Here is a 20954-nt window from a genome sequence, read left to right on the forward strand (position 1 = left end):
GTATCTCCCATGGATTTCACTCCTACCGAAGCCCAGACCGATCTCGCCAGGCTGACCGGCGAGGTCTGCGCCAAGCTCGTCACCGCCGATCGGCTGCGTGAACTCGACACCGCCGCCCGCTTCGACGAGCAGCTCTGGAAGTCGCTCGCCGAGACCGGCGTGCTGGCCGCCGCGCTACCGGAAGCACTGGGCGGCAGCGATTTCGGCATGCTCGAGCAGACCGCGATCCTGCGGGAACTCGGCCGCGTCGTCGCCGCGGTGCCCTACCTGTGGTCAATCGTCCTCGGCGCCGGCGCGCTGGCGAAGTTCGGCGATGCCGACCAGCAGCAGCTGGCCGCGCGGGCAGGCGCGGGCGAGATCGTGCTGACCGCGGCGCTCGCCGAGGAACTGCGTGCCACCACCGACGCACCGGGAATCGTCGCCGAGGCCGCCGGTGCCGGGTGGACGCTGACCGGCACCGCCACCACCGTCGCCTACGCCGACCGCGCCGAACGAATCCTGGTGCCCGCCATCACCTCCACTGGTGTCGGCGTCTTCGTGGTCGATCCGGAGCACGCGTCGGTCACCCGCACCGCCCAGCAGGTCGTCGACCTGAGCCCCGAGTTCGCCGTGGAGCTCGCTGTCACGCCGGCCGAACTGCTCGGCACCATCGAGGCCGGTGCCGACATCCTCACCTGGCTGCGCGAATCCGCCTGGCTCGGGCTGTCGGCCCTGCAACTCGGCATCCTGGAGCGCGCGCTCGAGCTGACCGCCGAGCACACCCGCACCCGCGAACAGTTCGGCAAGCCGATCGGCTCGTTCCAGTCGGTCGCCCAGCGCCTGTCCGACGCCTATATCGACATCGGCGGCCTGCGCCTCACGGTCACCCAGGCCGCCTGGCGCCTCTCGGAGGACCTCCCCGCCGCCGAGGCCATCCACATCGCCAAGTTCTGGGCGGCCGAGGCCGGACACAAGGTCGCCCACACCGTCGTCCACATCCACGGCGGCCTCGGCATCGACCGCGACCACATCACCCACAACTACTTCACCGCCGCCAAGCACAACGAATTCGCGCTCGGCGGAGCGACTCCCCACCTCCTCGCCCTCGGCGCGGAACTGGCGAACTAACCCTTTGCCGACAGTTCGTACGAACTGTCGGCAAAGACGTACAATTCAGGGCATGACTGCAGCTCCCTCGCCCGAGAACTGGGAGCTCCCGGTAAGTGAAGCCAGGGAGCGCCTAGCCGAAGTGATTGCGGCTGCCGAAGGCGGCACCGTCGTGCACCTGACCCGTCATGGCCGCCGCGTAGCGGCCGTGGTGCCGGATTCGATGGCCGAGACCGCAAACAGTCAAGTCCGCGCACTATCGCGACAATTCGCCGAGCGTCATAGGAGCCTGCTCGACAGGCTCGCCGAGTGAGCGAAGCGGAGATCTACTACCTCACGGTCGCCGACCTGCGAGCAATCGCCGAGGATGTGGCAGGGCCGTACGTCGTACGCGACGCGGGACTGCTCGCCTCGGCGGCCGCGCGCCCGGCAACCACAGTGTTCGGCACCGACGCCTACCCAGGCATCTGGGAGAAGTCCGCAGCGCTCCTGCATTCGATCGCAGCCAACGATCCACTCGTCGACGGCAACAAGCGCCTTGCGATCGCCGGCGCGATCGTCTTCCTGGCCTACAACGGCATCGATACGAGCTCTCTCGACGAAGACCTCACCTACAACCTCATGATCGACGTCGCCAGTGGCGCAGTGGTCGATGTTCCCGAGATCGCATCCCGTCTCGCTACCGCATTGAAGCACTGACCACCGGCTCTCACTGACTCTTGCGCTGCAGGCCGGCCGTGCCTCACATGGCGTCGCAAAGGTACCGATGCATTGCTGCCTACCGATGGAGATCCAACTCCGAAGTCAGGTAGCGCTGCAGGGTGGGTGCGAGGTCGGTGACCATCTGCTGTGACGTGAGCGCGACTACCGGCGGCAGCCGCAGGACGTACCGACACAGGGCCAGGCCCAAGAGTTGAGTGACGATAAGCGCTGCGCGGCGGGGGGCGTCGGTGGGGGTGCCGAAGCGGAGGACGGCGGGCAGGACCTGGTCGGCGAAGATCTCGCGGAATCGGGCCGCTACCGCATCGTCGGTGATCGAGGAGCGGAGCAGGATCAACAGGACCGTGTTGTCGTTGCCCTCCCAGATCTCGAGGAAGCGGCGGATCATCAACTCGCCCATGGTGTTCGGATCGGCGGCGCTCAGGTCGGGGAGGTCCAGGTCGATCTGGGCGGCGGCGGCGAAGAGGCCGTCTTTGCTGCCGAAATAGCGCATCACCATCGAGGGGTCGATCTCGGCGTCGGCGGCGATCGCGCGGATCGTGGCCTTGGCGTAGCCGTCGGCGGCGAAGCGGGCACGGGCGGCCTCGAGGATGGCGGCCTTCGTCGCGTCGGAACGACGGGTGGGAATCTCCTGGTCAGGCATGTCAACGATTGTATGCCAACAACTGTTGACTTTCATTCGCGAGCAGGTCTACCGTTATGCCTACAAGCGTTGGCAAACAAGCGTTGACCAGGAGTCGAAATGCCCGCCACCTCACTGCCCGAAGCCACCTCCGTCGTCATCGTCGGCGCGGGCCCCGCCGGGCTCACCGCCGCGATCGTGCTCGCCGAAGCCGGCGTCGACCATGTGCTCATCGATCGACTCGGCCAGGGCGCCAACACTTCTCGGGCCGCGGTGGTGCATGCCAGGACGCTCGAGGTGCTCGACGGGCTCGGCATCGCGAGCGCACTCGCCGAACGCGGAATCGAGGTGCCGACCTTCAAGCTGCACGACGGCGCGAAGACGTTGGCCACCATCGAATTCGGCGATCTCCCCACCGAGTTCCCGTACACGCTGATGGTGCCGCAGGACGTCACCGAGCAGGTGCTCCTCGACCGGCTGCACGAACTGGGCGGCGTGGTGCACCGACCACTCACCGTCACCAAGGTCACCGAGGAGAACGGCAGCGTCACTGTCGAATACGTCGACGAGGACGACCAGCGCGGCGAGATCGAGGCCGACTATGTCATCGGCGCCGACGGCATGCACAGTGTCGTGCGCGAGCAGGTGGGCATCGGCTTCACCGGAGACACCTACCCGGCCTCCTTCATCCTGGCCGACGTCCACATGAGCTGGCCTGCTCCACGTTCGGAAGTGTCGCTGCACCTCTCCCCCGAAGGCGTCACCGTGGTCGCACCACTCCCCGACGAGGCGAAGAACCGCTACCGCGTCGTCGCCACCGTCGACCAGGCACCGGAACACCCCACCCTCGACGACATCCAGTCACTACTCGACACCCGGGGCCCCGCAGGCGAGATCCGTGTGGACGAGGTCCTGTGGAGCTCCCGCTTCCGCGTCCACCACCGCGTAGCCGACCACTACCGCGCGGGCCGCGTCCTCCTCGCGGGCGACGCCGCCCACGTCCACAGCCCGGCAGGCGGCCAGGGCATGAACACCGGCATCCAGGACGCGGCCCTGCTCGGCACCCTCCTGGCGAAAGTCATCACAGGCGAACCGGATTCGATTCTCGACACCTACGAAACCATCCGCAGACCGATCGCCCTCGAAGTCGTAGCATTCACCGACCGTATGACCACAATGGCGACCCTGCGGTCGACCCCCGCTCGCACCGCGCGCAACACCGCCTTCCGCCTCCTCACCCGCATCCCCGCGGTTCGCGGCAAGCTGGCCTACCAACTGTCCGAACTCGGCAACCGCTGACGGCGCGCACACGTCGCCCCGCCCGGCGGACTGCCGAACGGGGCGACGAACCGAGTAAGCGATAACCGACCGCGCACAAGGGTGCAGGCCGATCAGGAACCCAGGCGGATCAGGAGGCGGAATCGGAGTTCGCGCGTTTCAACGCCGATTTCGATTCGTCGATCGGCGTGTTCTGCGCTGCAGACAGCCACCATTTCCCCTCGCGTTCCACCAGCACATACAGTGCGACCTCGGAGAATCCACCGGGATCGACGGCTTGCCTGCGGATCTGGGTGACGATCAACCCCGGAGCCGGACTGGTGGCGACCACGACCTCGAAACGGGAGGCCGGTGCGGGTGAATTCGCCGGCTGCATCATGCCGCGATGGATGGCATTGATCTGGCTGTGACCGATGACCAGGGCACCGAAAGGGGTGCCCCACAACACATCCGCGGCGAACGAGTTGTCGTAGAGATCGGCGTCGCCGGTCTCGAGAGCCCGCTGCAATTCGCCGGCGAGTTCGGCGGCCACGGCCTGCGTGGTCGGGTCGGCGGTCGGGTCGTTCAGGTTCGGTCGCATGGCTTCCTCCGCGTCTCGTTGGTGACCACAGCCTGCGCCCTCAACCACCATTGAGGTCTAGGCCATTGTGACCGAGGCGACGTTCCGCGCGACAGCGACAGCATTCGCGAACCTGGCCGCCGGTGCGCGATTCCGCGCCGACGGCCAGGCTTTACAACTGGTACAGCGATCTACCGGCCGCTTTAGACCGAGCCCGCCTCAGCGTGCTCGTCGGCAGGGCGCTCATCCGTCTGCGACTTGGCCCAGCGGTAGTCCGGCTTGCCCGCGGGCGAGCGCTTGATCTCGTCGACGAACCACAGGCTGCGTGGCTGCTTGTACGACGCGATCTCCTGCGCCAGTACCGGTTTCAGGTCGGCCAGGGTGGGGCGGTTCTCACCGCGACACTGGACGACGGCGACGACTCGTTGGCCCCAGCGGGCGTCCTCGACACCGACCACCAGCGCGTCGAAGATGTCGGGGTGCGCCTTGAGGGCGCCCTCCACCTCTTCGGGGTAGATCTTCTCGCCACCGCTGTTGATGCTCACCGAACCGCGGCCGAGCATGGTGACCGAGCCGTCCTCCTCGACGCGCGCGTAGTCACCGGGGATCGCGAAGCGGACCCCGTTGAACTCCTTGAACGTCGCGGCCGACTTGACCTCGTCCTTGTAGTAGCCGAGCGGGATGTGCCCGCTGCGCGCCAGCAGGCCGACGACACCGGAACCCGGCTCCACCGGATTGCCTTCCTCGTCGAGTACCTGGGTGGCCGCGTCGATCTTCACCCGAGGGCCACCGGTGTGGGTGGCGCCCTTGGCGACCAGGGAGAGCCCGCCGAAGCCGGTCTCCGAGGAGCCGATGGAGTCGGAGATCATCCGGTTGGGCAGCACCTCGAGGAACTTGTCCTTGAGCGAGGGCGAGAACAGCGCCGCGCTGCTGGCCAGCACATACAGGGTCGAAAGATCGTAGGGCTCACCGGTTTCCGGGTTGCCTTCGGCGAGCGCGTCGAGCATCGGGCGGGCCATCGCGTCACCGGTGATGAAGATCAGGTTGATGCCGTGTTTGTCGACGGCCTGCCAGACACCGTGCCCGCTGAACTCCGGGATCATCACGGCCTTGCCGCCGCCGAACAGGCTGTGGAAGGTGGCCCACTGCGAGCCGCCATGGATCATCGGCGGGATCGGGAAGCGCACCATCTGCGGGTTCTCCGCGCCGATCTTGGCCAGCTCCCATTCGTCCTTGGTGTACTCGCCGGTGACGAAGTTGATGCCCGCGCCGAGCACCCGCCAGACGTCCTCGTGCCGCCACATCACGCCCTTGGGCAGCCCTGTGGTGCCGCCGGTGTAGAGCATGTAGATGTCGTCGGGCGAGCGCTCCTCGAAGTCACGTTCACCCGACGAACCGGCCAACGCCGCTTCGTACTCCACGGTGTCCGCGCCGGTGGGGCCCTCGGTGCCGTCGTCGACGACGATCACCGTCTTCAGGGCGGGCACCTTGTCCCGCACCGCCGCCACCTTGTCGGTGTAGCGGCGCTCGTGGATCAGCGCCACCATGTCGGAGTTGTCGAAGATGTGCAGTAACTCGTTCTCGACATAGCGGAAGTTGACATTGATCATCACCGCCCGCGCCTTGAAGACGGCCACCATCGCTTCGACGGCCTCGACGGTGTTCCTGGAATAGATTCCGACTTTGTCGCCGGGACGCACACCCTGTTCCAGCAGGTAGTGGGCCAGCTTGTTGGCCCGCTCCTCTAGTTCGGCGTAGGTCGACTCTCGATGTTCGCCGACCAGCACGATCCGGTCGGGCATCAAGTCGACGGCATGTTCGACGAGATCGGCTATGTTGTAGCTCACAAGGACAAAAATAGAACGTGTTACTGTTTCTGACAAGACTCAACTTGTCAGGAGTACGAAAATGGCCCACTGCCTGGTCGAGAAACGCGACCATGTCCTCATCGTCACCATGAACCGCCCCGAGGCGCGCAACGCCCTCTCCGGCGAGATGATGGCGATCATGCGCGACGCCTGGGACCAGGTGGACAGCGATCCCGACATCCGCGTCGCGATCCTCACCGGTGCAGGCGGGGCCTTCTGCGCTGGGATGGATCTGAAGGCGATGAGCTCGCAGCATCCTGGGGACACCGCCTCCAGCGGCAGCTGGGACCCGGCCTACCTCCCCGCACTGCTGAAGGGGCGGCGACTGGCCAAGCCGCTGATCGCGGCGGTCGAGGGCCCTGCCATTGCCGGTGGCACCGAGATCCTGCAGGGCACCGATCTGCGCGTGGCTGGGGAAAGCGCCAAGTTCGGCGTCTCCGAGGCCCGTTGGGGCCTGTTCCCGCTGGGTGGTTCCGCGGTGCGGCTGGCCCGGCAGATCCCGTACACGGTGGCCGCTGATCTGCTGCTGACCGGTCGGCACATCACCGCTGCCGAGGCCAAGGACATCGGCCTGATCGGCCATGTGGTCCCCGACGGAACCGCCCTCGACAAGGCCTTGGCGCTGGCAGGCCAGATCGCCGACAACGGCCCGCTCGCCGTCCAGGCGATGCTGCGCACCCTGCGCGAAACCGAGGCCATGCCGGAGAACGAGGCGTTCCCCATCGAGGCGAAGATCGGCATCGAGGTGTTCCGATCAGCCGACGCCAAGGAAGGCCCGCGAGCCTTCGCCGAGAAGCGCAAGCCGAACTTCACCGGTTCCTGATCCGCCATGACCGCACTCCCAGCTCCGCACGACCCGACCCCGAGGAGGGTCCGCCGCGCAGCGGCGTAGCGGCCCGGCCGCGAGTCAGCCGCCGTTGCGTCCGCGGCGCAGCCGCCAGCAACGGTGGCTGACTCGCGGCCCTCAGGGGCCGCGCTCGAGCGCGCCAGCGCTCCGAAAACCCTGCTTACGCGCCCGGGTAGTCCATGTAGAACGGCTCCCACTGGTGGCCGTCGGGGTCGATGAAGGTGCGACCGTGCATGCCGACCTGGGCCTCCTGGGCCCTCTTGTCGTCATTGGTCTCCTCGGTGCCGCCCGCCGCGACGGCCGCGTCGGTGAGCACGTCGACCTCGGCGGCGCTCCCCAGCGACAGGGCGTACGCGGCGCCGATCTGGCCGGTGGTGTTCGCGATCGGGCGCTTGCTGAACGTGGTGAAGAAGTCCTTGGTCAGCAGCATCAGGCAGATGTTGTCGTCGACGACGATGCAGGCCGCGTTCTGATCGGTGAAGTCCTCGTTCACCTTCCAGCCGAGCGCCTCGTAGAACCCCTTGGAACGGTCGAGGTCGGCGACGGGGAGGTTGATGAAGATCATCTTGTTGCTCATGGGATCAGCCTTTCGGGGCGTCGTTGCGGTCTCGAACATGTAGACGTGGCGGTCGACGCGGATTCATCGCATCCGGGTGAAGTTCGCGAAATCGCGATAGTCCGTTTTCGGCCCTGTCGACTGTCGGACCCCTGTGGCATCGTGAAACCATGAGCGACGCCACAACCGCCACCACCGGGCCTGATCCCGCTGTACTCGCCGAATTCGAGACGCATCGGCGCGAGTTGTGCGCCTACGCCTATCGCATGCTCGGCTCCTCGTTCGAGGCCGAGGACGCGGTGCAGGAAACCTTCACCCGAGCCTGGCGCTCCTACGATTCCTTCGAGGGTCGCGCGAGTCTGCGCTCATGGCTGTACAAGATCGCCACCAATATCTGTCTGGACATGCTCGACCGTCCACAGAGCCGCGCCAGACCGATGGACCTCAACGGGCCGGGCCGCCCGGATTCGCCGCTGCCCATGCCACAGCCCGATTACGTATGGATCGAGCCGATTCCGAACGCGCTCGCCTTCGGCGCCGACCCGGCCGACCACGCCTCCACCAGAGACACCCTGCGCCTCGCCTTCGTCGCGGCCTGCCAGCACCTGCCCGCCACTCAGCGCGCGATCCTGATCATGCGCGAGGTGCTGCGTTTCTCGGCGGGTGAGACCGCCGAAGCGCTGATGATGTCGCCCGCGTCGGTGAACAGCGCGCTACAGCGGGCCAGGGCCACCATGTCGAAGGTGCAGCCCACCGTGACCGACAGTTTCGACGAGACCGATCCCGATCAGCGCAAACTGATCGACGATTTCGTCACCGCGTTCGAGGCCTACGACATGGACGCGCTCACCACGCTACTCAAAGCCGATGTGGCGCTGTCGATGCCGCCGTTCGATCTCTGGATCTCGGGCCCGGAGAACGTGGCCGCGTTCATGCTCAGTACGGGCAGCGCGTGCCGCGATTCGCGGATGGTGCCGCTGGTCGGCGCCAACGGCTCGCCCGCCTTCGGCCATTACAAGCCGAGCGAGGAGCCCGGCGTCTGGGTGCCGTGGTCGATCACGGTGCTCGAGCTGGAGGGCAACACCATCGCCGGCCTCAACTTCTTCCTCGACACCCAGCGCCTGTTCCCACTCTTCGGGCTCGAGCCGGAGTGGCGCGAGCCCGTCTGAGCGAGAACGGTTTTCACAGCAGGCGGCGCTTGTACAGCTTTCCGTTGGGATCGCGGGGCAGCTCCGCACGGTATTCCACCGTGCGGGGCAGCTTGTACTTCGCGAGCTGACCGGCGGCGAATTCCAGGATGTCGGCGCTGAGTTCGTCGCTGCCCTCGGTTCCGGGCACCGGCTGCACGAACGCCTTCACCTGCTGACCCCAATCCGGGTCGGGCACACCGAGTACCGCCACATCGGCGATCTTCGGGTGGCTCATCAGCACGCCCTCGATCTCGGCCGGGTAGATGTTCACCCCGCCCGAGAGAATCAGGTCCGAACGCCGATCACAGAGGAACAGGTAGCCGTCCTCATCGAAGTAGCCGATGTCGCCGACGGTGAACATCTCACCGACGCGCGACTCCTCGGTCTTCTCCTTGGCCTTGTGGTATTCGAAGCTGGACGCGCCCATCTTCATGTAGATCAGGCCCTCTTTGCCCGCGGGCAGTTCGGTGCCGTCCTGCTCGTCGAGCACCTTCACCACCGACCACGGCCACGCCTTGCCCACCGAGCCCGGCTTTTCCAGCCACTCGGCGCCGGTGATCACCGTGCCGCCGCCCTCGGTCGCGGCGTAGTACTCGGTGACGACCGGTCCCCACCACTCGAGCATGCGCCGCTTGGTGTCGGGCGGGCACGGCGCCGCACCGTGGATCATGCTGCGCAGCGAGGACATGTCGTAGCGGGCCCGCACCTCGTCGGGCAGTGCCAGCAGCCGGTTGAACTGCGTGGGGACCATGTGACTGTGGGTGACCTTGTACTTCTCGATCAGCGCGAGCATGCCCTCGGCATCCCAGCGATCCATCAGTACGAGCTTGTGCCCCATCTGGATCGAGATCGTCGAATTGTTCAGCACAGCCGTGTGATAGAGCGGCGAGCCACAGATGTGCACGTGATCGTCGTAGGGACCGAGGCCGAACAGGCTGAAGTAGGCCTGGTTCGCCGCGGGAACGACATCGGGATCCGCGCCGGTCAGCGGGCGGCGAACGCCCTTGGGCCGACCGGTGGTGCCCGAGGTGTAGAGCATCGGCGCGCCGATGGACCGCTCGTCCGGACGACCGGTGTCGGCGGCACCGAGCCACGACACCGGCCGGAACCCGGCGATCGTGCCCGCCGAGAAGCGGGCTTCGGTGGAGAGTTCCGCGAGGTCGGCCGCTTCGGCCGCGGTGTCGGCGAACCTTTCGCTGGCCAGGAACGCCGATGCCTCGCTGTCGCCGAGGATGTAGGCGATCTCCGGCGCGGTGAGGTGCCAGTTCACCGCGACGATGTAGAAACCGGCCTGGTAGGCGGCGAAGTACGCGGCGATCGCCTCGACCCCGTTGTGCAGCATGCTGACCACGACGTCGCCGGTGCGCAATCCGATGCCGCGTAGTCCGTTGGCGTAGCGGTTGGCGAGGGTGGCCAATTCTCGATAGCTGATCTCCCTACCGTCCGGGTCGACGAGGGCGATCCGTTCAGGATCGGCCTCGGCGATATTCCACAGTCCGAGGACTTCCGTTGTCTGCTGGCTGCTCACCCTTCGAATTTAGAACGTGTTCTACATGGTGACAAGGGGTTGGAGCCGACGCATTTGTTCGGCATCCGACACCGAGACAAGCATCATCGTCACGCCCGCGTCCTCCCATTCCTTCAGCCGGGTGCGCACGTGGGCCTCGTCGCCGAAGATCGCGGTGTCGGTGATCAGCTCGTCGGGCACCGCCGCGGCGGCCTCGGCCTTGCGTCCCGCCTGGAACAGCGCGGAGATCTCGTCGACCTCGGCGCCGTAGCCCATCCGCTTGTACACCTGGGCGTGGAAGTTCAGCTCGGGAGCGCCCATGCCGCCGATGTAGAGCGCGCTCACCCAGCGCATCCGCTCGATCTCGGCCGCCGGATCGTCGGTGATCACCACCTGCGCGCTGGCCGCGATCTCGAAATCGGCCCGCGAACGGCGCGCGCCCGCACGCGCGAAGCCCTCGTCGAGCCACTCGTTGTACATGCCCGCCAGGCGCGGGGCGTAGTAGATCGCCAACCAGCCATCGGCGATCTCGGCGGTCTGGGCGACGTTCTTCGGACCCTCCGCGCCCAGCCAGATGGGCAGATCAGCGCGCAGCGGGTGCACGATCGGCTTGAGCGGTTTGCCGAGCCCGGTGGCGCCTGGACCCCCGTACGGGAGGCCGTAGTGCTTGCCCTCCGAGGTCACCGGCGCCTCGCGGGCCAGCACCTTGCGCACAATGTCGACGTACTCACGCGTGCGCTTCAGCGGCTGGGCGAACGGCTGCCCGTACCAGCCCTCCACCACCTGAGGGCCGGAGACGCCGAGGCCGAGGATGGCCCGGCCGCCGCTGAGGTGGTCCAGCGTGAGCGCGTGCATCGCGGCCGCCGCGGGAGTGCGGGCCGACATCTGCGCCACCGATGTACCGAGGCGCACCCGCTCGGTGGACGACCCCCACCAGGCCAGCGGAGTGAAGGCGTCCGAGCCCCAGGACTCAGCCGCGAACACCGCGTCGAACCCCGATTCCTCGGCCGCGATCACCAGTTCGCCGGCGTTGACAGGCGGCTGCGCGCCCCAGTATCCGAGTTGAAGTCCGAATTTCATGATCGGCGCCCTTTCGGCGAATCCTTGCGAGCAGAATAAGAACCTGTTCTACTCGATATCGTGACCCAGGGGAATACCGCAGTGGAAGTATTGAGTGCACCCCTTCGGGTGCGATTCGACTACACCAGGTCCGTCGGACCCATCATCGGCGCATTTCTGACCGGACTGCGCGAACGCCGGATACTCGGCGCTCGCGGCAGCGACGGCCGGATACTCGTGCCACCGCCCGAATACGATCCACTCACCAGCGCGCCGGTAGGCGAGCTGGTCGAGGTCGCGGCAACGGGCACCGTCACGTCCTGGACGTGGGTGTCGGAGCCATTGCCCGGCCAGCCGTTCGACCGCCCGTTCGCCTGGGCGCTGATCCAGCTCGACGGCGCCGACACAGCTCTGCTGCATGCCCTCGACGTTACCGACCCCGGCCAGCTCAGCACGGGAATGCGGGTCAGTGCCCGCTGGGCCGACGAGCGCACCGGCCGCATCCAGGACATCGCCTGCTTCGCGCCGGGCGAGACCACCCAGACCGCGATCTCCGCCGAAGACACCGAAGCTCTGGTCACCATGCTGACCACTCCCGTAGACCTGAACTACAAGCACACCGCCTCCCCGCAGGAGAGCATCTACCTGCGCGGCCTCGCCGAGGGCAAGCTCATCGGCGGCCGGTCCGAGGCGGGCGGGCGGGTCTATTTCCCGCCGCGCGGCGCCAATCCGACCGACGGCACCCCGACCAACGACCTGGTCGAGCTGCCGGACAAGGGCATCGTCACCACCTTCTGCATCGTCAACGTGCCGTTCCTCGGCCAGCGGATCAAGCCGCCGTATGTGGCCGCCTACATCCTGCTCGACGGCGCCGACATTCCGTTCCTGCACCTGGTGCTCGGCTGCGAGGCCAGCGAGGTGCGGATGGGAATGCGGGTCGAGGCGGTGTGGAAACCCCGTGAGGAGTGGGGTCACACGATGGCCAATATCGACCACTTCCAGCCCAGCGGTGAGCCCGATGCACCGTACGAGTCCTTCCAGAACCACCTCTAGAGAGGCGACGGTGACCATTCCCGAAATCGCGGTGGTGGGGTTCGCCCACGCACCGCATGTGCCGGAGACCTTCGGCACGACCAATGGCGTCGAGATGCTCGTGCCGTGCTTCCAGCAGCTCTACGCGACCCTCGGCATCACCAAGACCGACATCGACTTCTGGTGCTCCGGCTCCTCGGATTACATGGCGGGTCGTGCCTTTTCGTTCATCTCCGCGGTCGACGCGATCGGCGCGGTGCCGCCGATCAACGAATCGCACGTGGAGATGGACGCGGCATGGGCCCTCTACGAGGCGTGGGTGAAACTGCGTTCCGGCCAGGCCGAGACGGCGCTCGTGTACGGCTTCGGCAAGGCCTCGGCGGGTAATCTGCATCAGGTTCTGACCATGCAGCTCGACCCGTATCTGGTCGCGCCGCTGTGGCCGGACGCCGTGTCGGTCGCCGGGTTGCAGGCGCGAGCCGGGCTCGATTCCGGCCGGTGGACCGAGCAGGAGATGGCCGCTGTCGCCGGCGGTGACATCGAATCCTTGCTTTCCGCGCCGTATGTGGCCGATCCGCTGCGCGCCCACGACATCGCGCCGATCACCGACGGCGCCGCCGCGATCGTGCTCGCGGTCGGCGACCGGGCCAGGGAACTGTGCGAGCGCCCGGCGTGGATCACCGGAATCGCGCACAACATCGACGCCCAGGCGCTCGGTGGCCGCGACCTGACCCGCTCCCCCTCCACCACCAGGGCCGCCGCGGTGGCGACCGGCGGCAACACCACCTTCGACCTCGCCGAACTGCACGCGCCGTTCAGCCACCAGCAGCTGATCCTGGCCGAGGCGATCGGTCTGCCCGCGGGCACGCCGGTGAATACCTCCGGTGGCGCGCTCGCCGCCAACCCGATGTTCTCGGCCGGACTGGAACGGATCGGGTGTGCCGCCGAGGCCATCATCTCCGGCACTGCCAACCGGACCCTCGCTCATGCGACCAGCGGCCCTGCGCTGCAGCAGAACCTGGTCGCCGTTCTCGAATCGGAGGCACGATGAGCTTCCCCGCGGCGGTGCTCGGCACCGGCCAAACTCATCACGTGACAAAACGTACGGACGTGTCCATGGCGGGCATGTGCCGTGAGGCCATCGATCGCGCACTCGATGACGCGGGCCTGACCATTGCCGATATCGACGCCGTCGTCGTCGGCAAGGCGCCCGATATGTTCGAGGGCGTCATGATGCCCGAGCTGTATCTCGCCGAGGCACTCGGCGCGGCGGGCAAACCGCTGCTGCGCGTGCACACCGCCGGTTCGGTCGGCGGCTCCACCGGCGTCGTCGCAGCGAACCTCGTACAGGCCGGCGTGCACAAACGCGTGCTCGCCATCGCCTGGGAGAAGCAGTCCGAGTCGAATGCCATGTGGGCGTTGTCGATTCCGGTGCCGTTCACCATGCCGGTCGGCGCGGGCGCGGGCGGCTACTTCGCTCCGCACGTGCGCTCCTACATCCGTCGCTCGAACGCGCCACTGCACATCGGCGCGATGGTGGCGGTGAAGGATCGGCGCAACGGCGCGAAGAACCCGCTCGCGCACCTGCATCAGCCCGACATCACCCTCGATTCGGTCCTGGCATCCCAAATGCTCTGGGACCCGATCCGTTTCGATGAGACCTGCCCGTCCTCCGACGGCGCGTGCGCGCTGGTGATCGGCGATGCCGAGGCCGCGGCGGTGGTCGAAGCCGAAGGCAAGAAAGTGGCCTGGGTCCACGCGACCGCGATGCGCACCGAGCCGACCACCTTCTCCGGTCGCGACCAGGTGAACCCACAGGCGGGCCGGGACGCGGCCGCCGCCCTGTGGAAGTCGGCCGGGATCACCGATCCCCTGGAAGAGATCGATGTCGCCGAGATCTATGTGCCGTTCTCCTGGTTCGAGCCGATGTGGCTCGAGAACCTCGGCTTCGCCGCCGAGGGCGACGGCTGGAAACTCACCGACAAGGGCGAGACGGAAATCGGCGGACGCCTGCCGGTGAATCCCTCGGGCGGCGTTCTCTCGTCCAACCCGATCGGCGCCTCGGGCCTGATCCGATTCGCCGAAGCCGCCAAGCAGGTGATGGGACGCGCAGGCGATTACCAGGTGTCGAACGCGCGCAAGGCACTCGGCCACGCGTACGGCGGTGGCTCCCAGTACTTCTCGATGTGGGTCGTGGGAAGCGAGCCGCCGGCATGAAGTTCACCGTCGGTATCGCACTGAGTCCGCTGGAACAGCTCGCGGAGCTGGCCAAGACGGCCGAGGAATGCGGGTTCACCTCCATCGGCCTGCCCGACTCGCTGTTCTATATGAAGTCGCAGGCCGCCGACTACCCGTACACCCCGGACGGCAGCCGCTTCTGGGGCCCGGAGACTCCCTGGGTCGACCCGCTGATCGCCGCGGCGACGATGGCCGCGGTGACCACGAAGCTGCGGTTCTACACCAACGTCCTCAAGCTCGGCTCGCGCAATCCGCTCCTGCTGGCTCGCCAGGTCGGCTCGATCGCCAATCTGTCGGGCAACCGCTTCGGCTTCGGCGTAGGAATCGGCTGGGCGCCTGAGGAATTCGAGTGGTGCGGCGTTCCGTACGCCCGCCGCGGCGCGAGGGTCGACGAGATGATCGAGGTCATCCGGCTCGTCCTCGACGGCGGCATGGTCGAATTCCACGGCGAGTTCTTCGATTTCGACGAGCTGCAGATGAGTCCGGCGCCGAGCGAGCGGGTGCCGTTCTACATCGGCGGGCACACCGGTCCGGCGCTGCGCCGGGCCGCCCGCATCGGTGACGGCTGGACCTCGGCGATGATGAAGTTCGACGACCTCGTCACCACCATCGGCACGCTGGGCGACCTGCGTGCCGAATACGGCAGGTCCGAGGAGCCGTTCGAGATCCAGGCCGTCTGCATCGACAAGTTCGGTCGCGACGGCTATCAGGATCTGGCCGACGCGGGCGTCACCGACAACATCGTGGTGCCCTGGCTGGCCGACGGTATCGGGTTCGACGGCGAGCTGGCAGCCAAGCAGGACTCGATGCGCAAGTTCGCCGAGAAGTACATCGCCGACCCCATCATCGCGAAGGTAGCGCCATGACCGAGACCGTAGTCGAGAATTCCGCCCGCGCCGCGGGCCTGGCATCCCAGGCCGCTGTCCGGGCCAAGGATCGGGCCGCCTGGGTCGCGCTGTTCGCCGAGGACGGCATCGTCGAAGACCCCGTCGGCCCTTCGGGTTTCGACCCCGAAGGCGTGGGCCACCGCGGCCACGAGGCCATCGGCGCATTCTGGGACAAAGCCATCGCCCTCACCGAATCCATCGAATTTCGCTTCGAGGACTCCTTCGCGTGCGGCAATGAAATCGCCTTCACCGGCCTGATCCGCACCACCATGGCGGGCCATGTCATCGATGCCGAAGGTGTGTTCACCTACAAGGTTCGCGCCGACGGAAAGATCACCGCTTTGCGCGCCTTCTGGGAAGTGGACCGCGCGGTCGCGACCACGCGCCCCGTATAGCAGCAAACACGAGAACAGCCCGGGACCTTTCGGTCCCGGGCTGTTCTCGCTGTGACGACTCAGTGCGCGACGGGGCAACCGGCGGGCTTGTAATCGACCGGCAGCTCCTTGATCCCATTGAGCCAACCCGAACGCAGACGTTTCGGATCACCGATTTGCGTGATATCGGGCAGATGATCAGCAATCGCGTTGAAGATCAGGTCCACCTCGAGCCGAGCCAGGTTCGCCCCGACGCAGAAGTGGGCGCCGGTGCCACCGAAGGACAGGTGCTGGTTGTCGGCGCGGGTGATGTCGAACGTCTCCGGATTCTCGAAGACGTCCTCGTCGAAGTTGGCCGAGCGGTACAGCATCACCAGCCGCTGCCCCTTCTTGATCTGCACGCCGCCGAGTTCGGTGTCCTCGAGCGCGGTGCGCTGGAAGGAGGTCACCGGGGTCGCCCAGCGGATGATCTCGTCCGCCGCGGTGGCCGGGCGCTCCTTCTTGAACAACTCCCACTGGTCGGGGTTCTCCATGAAGGCGATCATGCCGTGGGTGATGGCGTTGCGGGTCGTCTCGTTGCCCGCGACGGCCAGGACGATCACGAAGAAGCCGAACTCCTCCGGCGTGAGGTGCTCGCCGTCGACGTCGGCCTCGATCAGCGTGGTCACCAGATCGTCGGCCGGACAGGCCTTCCTGGCCTCGGCCATCTGGTAGGCGTAGCCGAGGATCTCCATCGACGCGGCGACCGGATCGGCGGTGCTGTCTGGATCGTCGTAGCTGGTCATGTCGTTGGACCAGTCGAAGACCTTCATCCGGTCCTCCTGCGGCACACCGATCAGTTCGGCGATCGCCTGCAGCGGCAGCTCACATGCCACCTGCGTGACGAAGTCACCGCTGCCGGACTCGAGCGCTCGCTTCACGATGCCTTCGGCACGGGCCGAGAGTTCGGCGCGCAGACCGTTGATCGCGCGCGGGGTGAAGCCCTTGGCGATCAGCTTGCGCAGCTTGGTGTGCTCGGGGGCGTCCTTGTTCAACAGGACGAAGCGCTGCAGTTCGATCTGTTCGCGCTGGATGTCGTCGTTGAAGCGCGGGATCGCGGTGTTCTCGAAGGTCGAGAACACATCGCTGCGGCGCGACACCTCTTTGACATCGGCGTGCTTACTCACCACCCAGAAGCCGTCGTCATGGAACCCGCCCACCTCGGGCGACTGTTCGTTCCACCAGACCGGGGCCGTACGACGCAGCTCGGCAAACTCCTCGGCCGGAATCCGCTCGGCGTAGATGGCCGGGTCGGTAACGTCGAACCCGTCCGGCAGGTTCGGCCGGGCACCCGTCACAGGGCCGGCGTGTTCGGTGCTCGGATCTACCACCAGATGTCTCCTTCGACAAACTGAAACACGTTCTACAATCATTCAAGCACAGGGGTTGCCGCGACGGAAGAACCTCGCGGTTTTACCCTGGACTCAAGATCAGAACCTGTTGCAGTTATGAGGGAGATTCAGATGGGCACACCCGTGATCGTCGAAGCCGTGCGCACTCCGATCGGCAAACGGCGAGGGCAGCTTTCCGGACTGCACGCGGCCGAACTACTCGGCCTGGCCCAGCGCGGACTACTCGACCGGGCGGGCCTGGACCCCGCCGAGGTCGAGCAGGTGATCGGCGGCTGCGTCACCCAGGCGGGCGAGCAGTCCAACAACGTCACCCGCGTCGCCTGGCTGCACGCGGGCCTGCCGTGGCAGACCGGCGCGACCACGATCGACGCCCAGTGCGGTTCGGCCCAGCAGGCCAACCACCTCATCGCGGGCCTCATCGCCACCGGCGCTATCGACGTGGGCGTCGCGTGCGGCGTCGAGGCGATGAGCCGGGTGCCGCTGGGCGCCAATGTGGGCACCGAGGCAGGTACCCGACGGCCCGCGTCGTGGTCGATCGATCTGCCCGACCAGTTCGGCGCCGCCGAGCGCATCGCCCGCAGGCGCGGGATCACCCGCTCCGATATCGACCGATTCGGCTTGCGCTCACAGCAATTGGCAGCCAAGGCGTGGGCCGAGGGCCGCTACGACCGCGAAGTGCTGCCGATCTCGGCACCGGTACTCGACGGCGAAGGCGTGGCCACCGGGGAGAAGGTGGAGGTTGTCCGCGACCAGGGTCTGCGCGCCACCACCATCGAGGGGCTGTCCGCGCTGAAACCGGTCGTGGCCGACGGCATCCACACCGCGGGCACCTCGTCACAGATCTCCGACGGCGCCGCCGCGGTGCTGCTGATGGACGAAACCGTCGCGCGCCGAAAGGGTTTGCGCCCGCGCGCCCGGATCCATACCCAGGTTCTCGTCGGCGCCGAACCGGAGTTCCATCTCGACGGTCCGGTTCAGGCGTGCACCCGCCTACTCGAGCGTTCGGGAATGACGATTGGCGATATCGATCTATTCGAGATCAACGAAGCATTCGCGTCGGTCGTACTTTCGTGGGCTGCCGTACATCAACCTGACATGGACCGTGTAAATGTCAACGGCGGCGCGATCGCAATCGGGCATCCTGTCGGCTCTACCGGCTCCCGCTTGATCACAACCGCGTTACACGAACTCGAACGCACAGGTCAGGGCACCGCCATGGTGCTCATGTGCGCCGGCGGCGCACTGGCGACCGGGACCATCATCGAACGCCTGTAGACTGACCGATACCGAAACCGGGCGCCCAGGTTGAACATTCATCCCAGGGCGCCCGGAACGTGTCGTACGCCACAAAGTCACGGGGGCAGGGGGATGATGAGATGTCAGCTATCTTTGGGTTATTGCGCGGTGAGGGCTGAAGAGCCCCGCGACGGGCACGAACCCGGGCCCCCCTGCGCTCCGTAAGAGTCGTTGGCCTGACCCGCAAACGCGTCCGCCGCCGCCCCTGCACGCAGGTGAGCGTCGGAAATCGTCGAGAAATCCTGAATCAGGCGTAGGTTTTCAGTTACTGAGCCGCTAATATCAATGATACGTATCCGAGATAACGACTGTTAGTACAGTGAAGGGAATTGGGCGGCTCACAATGGCTGATTTCGCGGCGCGGCTGAACAAGCTGTTCGAAACCGTGCATCCCCCGGGGCGCAAGCCGCATACCAACGCAGAGGTTGCGGCTGCGCTGACTGCCTCCGGGCATCCGATCTCGAAGCCGTATCTCTCGCAGTTGCGGTCGGGACAACGAACGAATCCGTCCGACGAGACGGTGGCCGCCCTGGCGAAGTTCTTCAAGGTCAAGCCTGACTACTTCTTCAACGATATCTACGCGGCCAAGATCGATCACGACCTGGAGCTGCTCGCGCAGCTGCAGGGTTACGGACTTCGTCGACTGTCGAGTAGGGCATTCGATCTGTCCGAAGAATCACAAAATCTGCTCACATCGATGGCGGAGAAGTTGCGGGCCAGCGAAGGCTTGCCCGAAATTCCTCCGGACGGAACAGAATAGGATCTACGCAACCGGTCGGCCTGACGCACCTGATGGTGTCCTGGGTACGGCCGTAAAAACGTCGGATACGCAGACAACGGGCCTGAGACGGTGGGAAATCACCAGCTCAGGCCCGTTTTCTGCGTTGCGCGGTCAGCTCGACGCAGCGGCGTTCTGCGGTGCCGACTTCGCGGCCGACACCGCGCTCTCGTACTGATTCGCGAGCGCGAGCACCCAGCCACGGGGGCTGATGCCGGGCGGCGGTGCGATCCAGCGAGCGTCGACGAACAAGTCCCCCAACGGATTTCGCGCCCACTCGGCCACCACCGCGGCCCGCTTCGGCACCGAGTTCGGCGGCTCGCCGGCCGCCGGGATGACGATGCCGCTGCCCGAGAGCAGATACAGCGCGTCCATCACCTGAGCCACGTGATCGGAAGCCTTCAGCTGTGCCGAGGTGGCGTTCTGCTCGGGCGCGACCACCTCGGGGAACCGACCCACCATCAGCTGGTGCAGCGGCCGGATCCGGCGCAGCAGGACCTTGGCCCGCCACCAGAGCTCGATCACGATCGACACGGCACCGAGCGCGATCAGCAGCGCGGCGATCTCCCACGCGACCCAGCCCCACAGCGGTTCGTCGGGCGGCGTCGGCGCGGCATCCTGCAGCGCGCGGCCCACATTGGCCACGGCGAGCACCGCGACCAGCGCGGTGCCCGTGATGTAGACGGCGATGCCGCGACCGAGGATGGTCCAGTCCAGGTTGCGCAGACCGGTGGTCACGATGAACACCGCGCCGAGCGCGACCGCGACCCAGCCGAAGGTGAACGACCACGCCAGGGTGATCGCGATCGCCACCGCGCCGATGCCGTACACGATCATCGCGACCTGGCGCAGGTTGCGCCGCGAGACCACCGGCCACGCGGCCGAGGCCACCACCGAGGTGGCCGTGGTGAACAGGATCCAGGCCGAGATGACGATGCCGGTGGACAGCCAGCCGCTGTGCACCCCACCCTTCATCAGGTTGTCGATGGCGACGGCCATCTCCGGAATGGCGGCGGTGACCGCGAGCGCCACGGCGGCGACCGCGACGACGATGGCCACGCGGGCGGTCGTCGCGGGCTTCACCAGCACGCGACCCACTCGCGCACCCGCGGCAACCCAGACCAGCAGGGCTGTCAACCAGAGTGTCATCCGAGCGCCTCATCGAATCGAAGGACCGAGACGCCTGCGCCCCGGTTGCTGAATACGCGAAGTCGCGTCATGAGCATCGCCGCGAAGGTCTCGGCTTCCCATTCGGCGAGGTCGTCGGCGCCGTCGTCGACGATCTGCGCGTGGGCGCGCTGGCTGAGCATGTAGGCGATCAGGTCGTCGCTGACTTCGAGGGTCGTCTCCACCGCGGGCGCGCCCTCGTGGTCGAAGACGATGTGGCCGAGTTCGTGCGCGAGGGTGTGATCGCGACTAGGGAGGGCGTCGGCGAGCACGATGATGTCGCGTTCGGGATAGAACCGGCGCTGACCGCACACGCCAGGGCCCAGGTTCGCGCTGGTGATCTCGATTTCGCGTTGCCGCTCCAGCGAGATGGCGTGGACCACCTCGTCGAGGGTGGTGGCGTCGAAGTCGGCGGCGACCGCGCACACCGCGTCGACGGCGGCGGCGACGCGGCGATAGGACCGGGAGGTGCTCTGGGTCTTGCTCTTACTCATCGAAG

22 protein-coding genes are annotated in these 20954 nt (G+C 66.7%); 13 read left to right on the forward strand and 9 right to left on the reverse strand.

Going from position 1 to position 20954, the window contains the following annotated elements; all coding sequences use genetic code 11:
• Positions 1–9: 9 nt before the first annotated feature.
• Genes ASD42_RS20235 through ASD42_RS20245 form a run of 3 tightly spaced genes read left to right on the forward strand, consistent with a single transcriptional unit; the run spans position 10 to position 1785 of the window.
• Positions 10–1107, forward strand: a complete 1098-nt coding sequence (locus ASD42_RS20235; protein WP_056818839.1) for an acyl-CoA dehydrogenase family protein — start codon at positions 10–12, stop codon at positions 1105–1107.
• A 52-nt stretch (positions 1108–1159) separates the two neighbouring features.
• Positions 1160–1399, forward strand: coding sequence for a type II toxin-antitoxin system Phd/YefM family antitoxin (locus ASD42_RS20240; protein WP_056818842.1), 240 nt, complete (start codon positions 1160–1162; stop codon positions 1397–1399).
• A complete protein-coding gene (locus ASD42_RS20245; RefSeq protein ID WP_200950478.1) occupies positions 1396–1785 on the forward strand; it encodes a type II toxin-antitoxin system death-on-curing family toxin in 390 nt (129 codons plus the stop codon). Before ASD42_RS20240 ends, ASD42_RS20245 begins: the two co-directional genes overlap by 4 nt.
• Positions 1786–1864: 79 nt before the next feature.
• Here ASD42_RS20245 and ASD42_RS20250 read toward each other — a convergent pair whose 3' ends face one another.
• The gene (locus ASD42_RS20250) at positions 1865–2449 is read right to left on the reverse strand and encodes a TetR/AcrR family transcriptional regulator (RefSeq protein WP_056818844.1); all 585 of its coding nucleotides are present in this window, start codon (positions 2447–2449) and stop codon (positions 1865–1867) included.
• A gap of 99 nt (positions 2450–2548) precedes the next feature.
• Between ASD42_RS20250 and ASD42_RS20255 the strand changes: the two genes are divergently transcribed.
• The gene (locus tag ASD42_RS20255; RefSeq protein ID WP_056818847.1) at positions 2549–3727 is read left to right on the forward strand and encodes an FAD-dependent oxidoreductase; all 1179 of its coding nucleotides are present in this window, start codon (positions 2549–2551) and stop codon (positions 3725–3727) included.
• A gap of 109 nt (positions 3728–3836) precedes the next feature.
• On the opposite strand, the gene ASD42_RS20260 is transcribed toward ASD42_RS20255, so the two are convergent.
• Together ASD42_RS20260 and ASD42_RS20265 are read right to left on the reverse strand one after the other, a co-directional pair.
• The gene (locus tag ASD42_RS20260) at positions 3837–4286 is read right to left on the reverse strand and encodes a DUF4440 domain-containing protein (protein ID WP_056818849.1); all 450 of its coding nucleotides are present in this window, start codon (positions 4284–4286) and stop codon (positions 3837–3839) included.
• A gap of 182 nt (positions 4287–4468) precedes the next feature.
• Positions 4469–6112 carry an acyl-CoA synthetase gene (locus ASD42_RS20265; RefSeq protein WP_056818851.1) on the reverse strand — a complete coding sequence of 548 codons (1644 nt, stop codon included), beginning with the start codon at positions 6110–6112 and terminating at the stop codon, positions 4469–4471.
• A 61-nt stretch (positions 6113–6173) separates the two neighbouring features.
• On the opposite strand from ASD42_RS20265, the gene ASD42_RS20270 reads away from it, so the two are divergent.
• Positions 6174–6956 (forward strand): crotonase/enoyl-CoA hydratase family protein, encoded by a 783-nt coding sequence (locus ASD42_RS20270; RefSeq protein WP_056818853.1) that lies wholly within the window; start codon positions 6174–6176, stop codon positions 6954–6956.
• A 184-nt stretch (positions 6957–7140) separates the two neighbouring features.
• On the opposite strand, the gene ASD42_RS20275 is transcribed toward ASD42_RS20270, so the two are convergent.
• A complete protein-coding gene (locus ASD42_RS20275) occupies positions 7141–7557 on the reverse strand; it encodes a VOC family protein (protein ID WP_056818855.1) in 417 nt (138 codons plus the stop codon).
• A 149-nt stretch (positions 7558–7706) separates the two neighbouring features.
• Between ASD42_RS20275 and ASD42_RS20280 the strand changes: the two genes are divergently transcribed.
• Complete coding sequence (locus ASD42_RS20280) at positions 7707–8705, forward strand: sigma-70 family RNA polymerase sigma factor (RefSeq protein WP_056818858.1); 999 nt, start codon at positions 7707–7709, stop codon at positions 8703–8705.
• Positions 8706–8718: 13 nt separating this feature from the next.
• On the opposite strand, the gene ASD42_RS20285 is transcribed toward ASD42_RS20280, so the two are convergent.
• Both ASD42_RS20285 and ASD42_RS20290 read right to left on the reverse strand, forming a co-directional pair.
• Complete coding sequence (locus ASD42_RS20285; protein ID WP_056818860.1) at positions 8719–10254, reverse strand: acyl-CoA synthetase; 1536 nt, start codon at positions 10252–10254, stop codon at positions 8719–8721.
• A gap of 21 nt (positions 10255–10275) precedes the next feature.
• On the reverse strand, positions 10276–11313 hold the full coding sequence (locus ASD42_RS20290; RefSeq protein WP_056818861.1) for an LLM class F420-dependent oxidoreductase: 1038 nt from the start codon (positions 11311–11313) through the stop codon (positions 10276–10278).
• 60 nt (positions 11314–11373) lie between these two features.
• Here ASD42_RS20290 and ASD42_RS20295 point away from each other — a divergent pair, with 60 nt between their 5' ends.
• From ASD42_RS20295 to ASD42_RS20315, 5 genes are read left to right on the forward strand one after another with little or no spacing between them, the layout of a single operon-like run.
• Positions 11374–12345, forward strand: a complete 972-nt coding sequence (locus ASD42_RS20295; RefSeq protein ID WP_056818863.1) for a Zn-ribbon domain-containing OB-fold protein — start codon at positions 11374–11376, stop codon at positions 12343–12345.
• Positions 12346–12361: 16 nt separating this feature from the next.
• A complete protein-coding gene (locus tag ASD42_RS20300; protein ID WP_056819347.1) occupies positions 12362–13375 on the forward strand; it encodes a thiolase domain-containing protein in 1014 nt (337 codons plus the stop codon).
• A complete protein-coding gene (locus tag ASD42_RS20305) occupies positions 13372–14541 on the forward strand; it encodes a thiolase domain-containing protein (RefSeq protein WP_056818865.1) in 1170 nt (389 codons plus the stop codon). The genes ASD42_RS20300 and ASD42_RS20305 overlap by 4 nt, the downstream gene beginning before the upstream one ends.
• Entirely contained in the window at positions 14538–15428 is an 891-nt protein-coding gene (locus tag ASD42_RS20310) for a TIGR03619 family F420-dependent LLM class oxidoreductase (protein WP_056818867.1), read from the forward strand. Before ASD42_RS20305 ends, ASD42_RS20310 begins: the two co-directional genes overlap by 4 nt.
• Positions 15425–15844 (forward strand): nuclear transport factor 2 family protein, encoded by a 420-nt coding sequence (locus tag ASD42_RS20315; protein WP_056818869.1) that lies wholly within the window; start codon positions 15425–15427, stop codon positions 15842–15844. Before ASD42_RS20310 ends, ASD42_RS20315 begins: the two co-directional genes overlap by 4 nt.
• A 59-nt stretch (positions 15845–15903) precedes the next feature.
• Here ASD42_RS20315 and ASD42_RS20320 read toward each other — a convergent pair whose 3' ends face one another.
• The gene (locus ASD42_RS20320; protein ID WP_281220884.1) at positions 15904–17193 is read right to left on the reverse strand and encodes a cytochrome P450; all 1290 of its coding nucleotides are present in this window, start codon (positions 17191–17193) and stop codon (positions 15904–15906) included.
• Positions 17194–17325: 132 nt separating this feature from the next.
• Between ASD42_RS20320 and ASD42_RS20325 the strand changes: the two genes are divergently transcribed.
• Together ASD42_RS20325 and ASD42_RS20330 are read left to right on the forward strand one after the other, a co-directional pair.
• Positions 17326–18489, forward strand: a complete 1164-nt coding sequence (locus ASD42_RS20325) for a steroid 3-ketoacyl-CoA thiolase (RefSeq protein WP_056818870.1) — start codon at positions 17326–17328, stop codon at positions 18487–18489.
• A gap of 364 nt (positions 18490–18853) precedes the next feature.
• Entirely contained in the window at positions 18854–19270 is a 417-nt protein-coding gene (locus ASD42_RS20330; RefSeq protein ID WP_019044759.1) for a helix-turn-helix domain-containing protein, read from the forward strand.
• A gap of 132 nt (positions 19271–19402) precedes the next feature.
• Here ASD42_RS20330 and ASD42_RS20335 read toward each other — a convergent pair whose 3' ends face one another.
• Positions 19403–20437, reverse strand: coding sequence for a hypothetical protein (locus ASD42_RS20335; protein ID WP_056818872.1), 1035 nt, complete (start codon positions 20435–20437; stop codon positions 19403–19405).
• On the reverse strand, positions 20434–20949 hold the full coding sequence (locus tag ASD42_RS20340; protein ID WP_056818874.1) for an ImmA/IrrE family metallo-endopeptidase: 516 nt from the start codon (positions 20947–20949) through the stop codon (positions 20434–20436). Before ASD42_RS20340 ends, ASD42_RS20335 begins: the two co-directional genes overlap by 4 nt.
• Between the last annotated feature and the right edge of the window lie 5 nt (positions 20950–20954).

Source organism: Nocardia sp. Root136 (assembly GCF_001427185.1).
Classification (GTDB): domain Bacteria; phylum Actinomycetota; class Actinomycetes; order Mycobacteriales; family Mycobacteriaceae; genus Nocardia; species Nocardia salmonicida.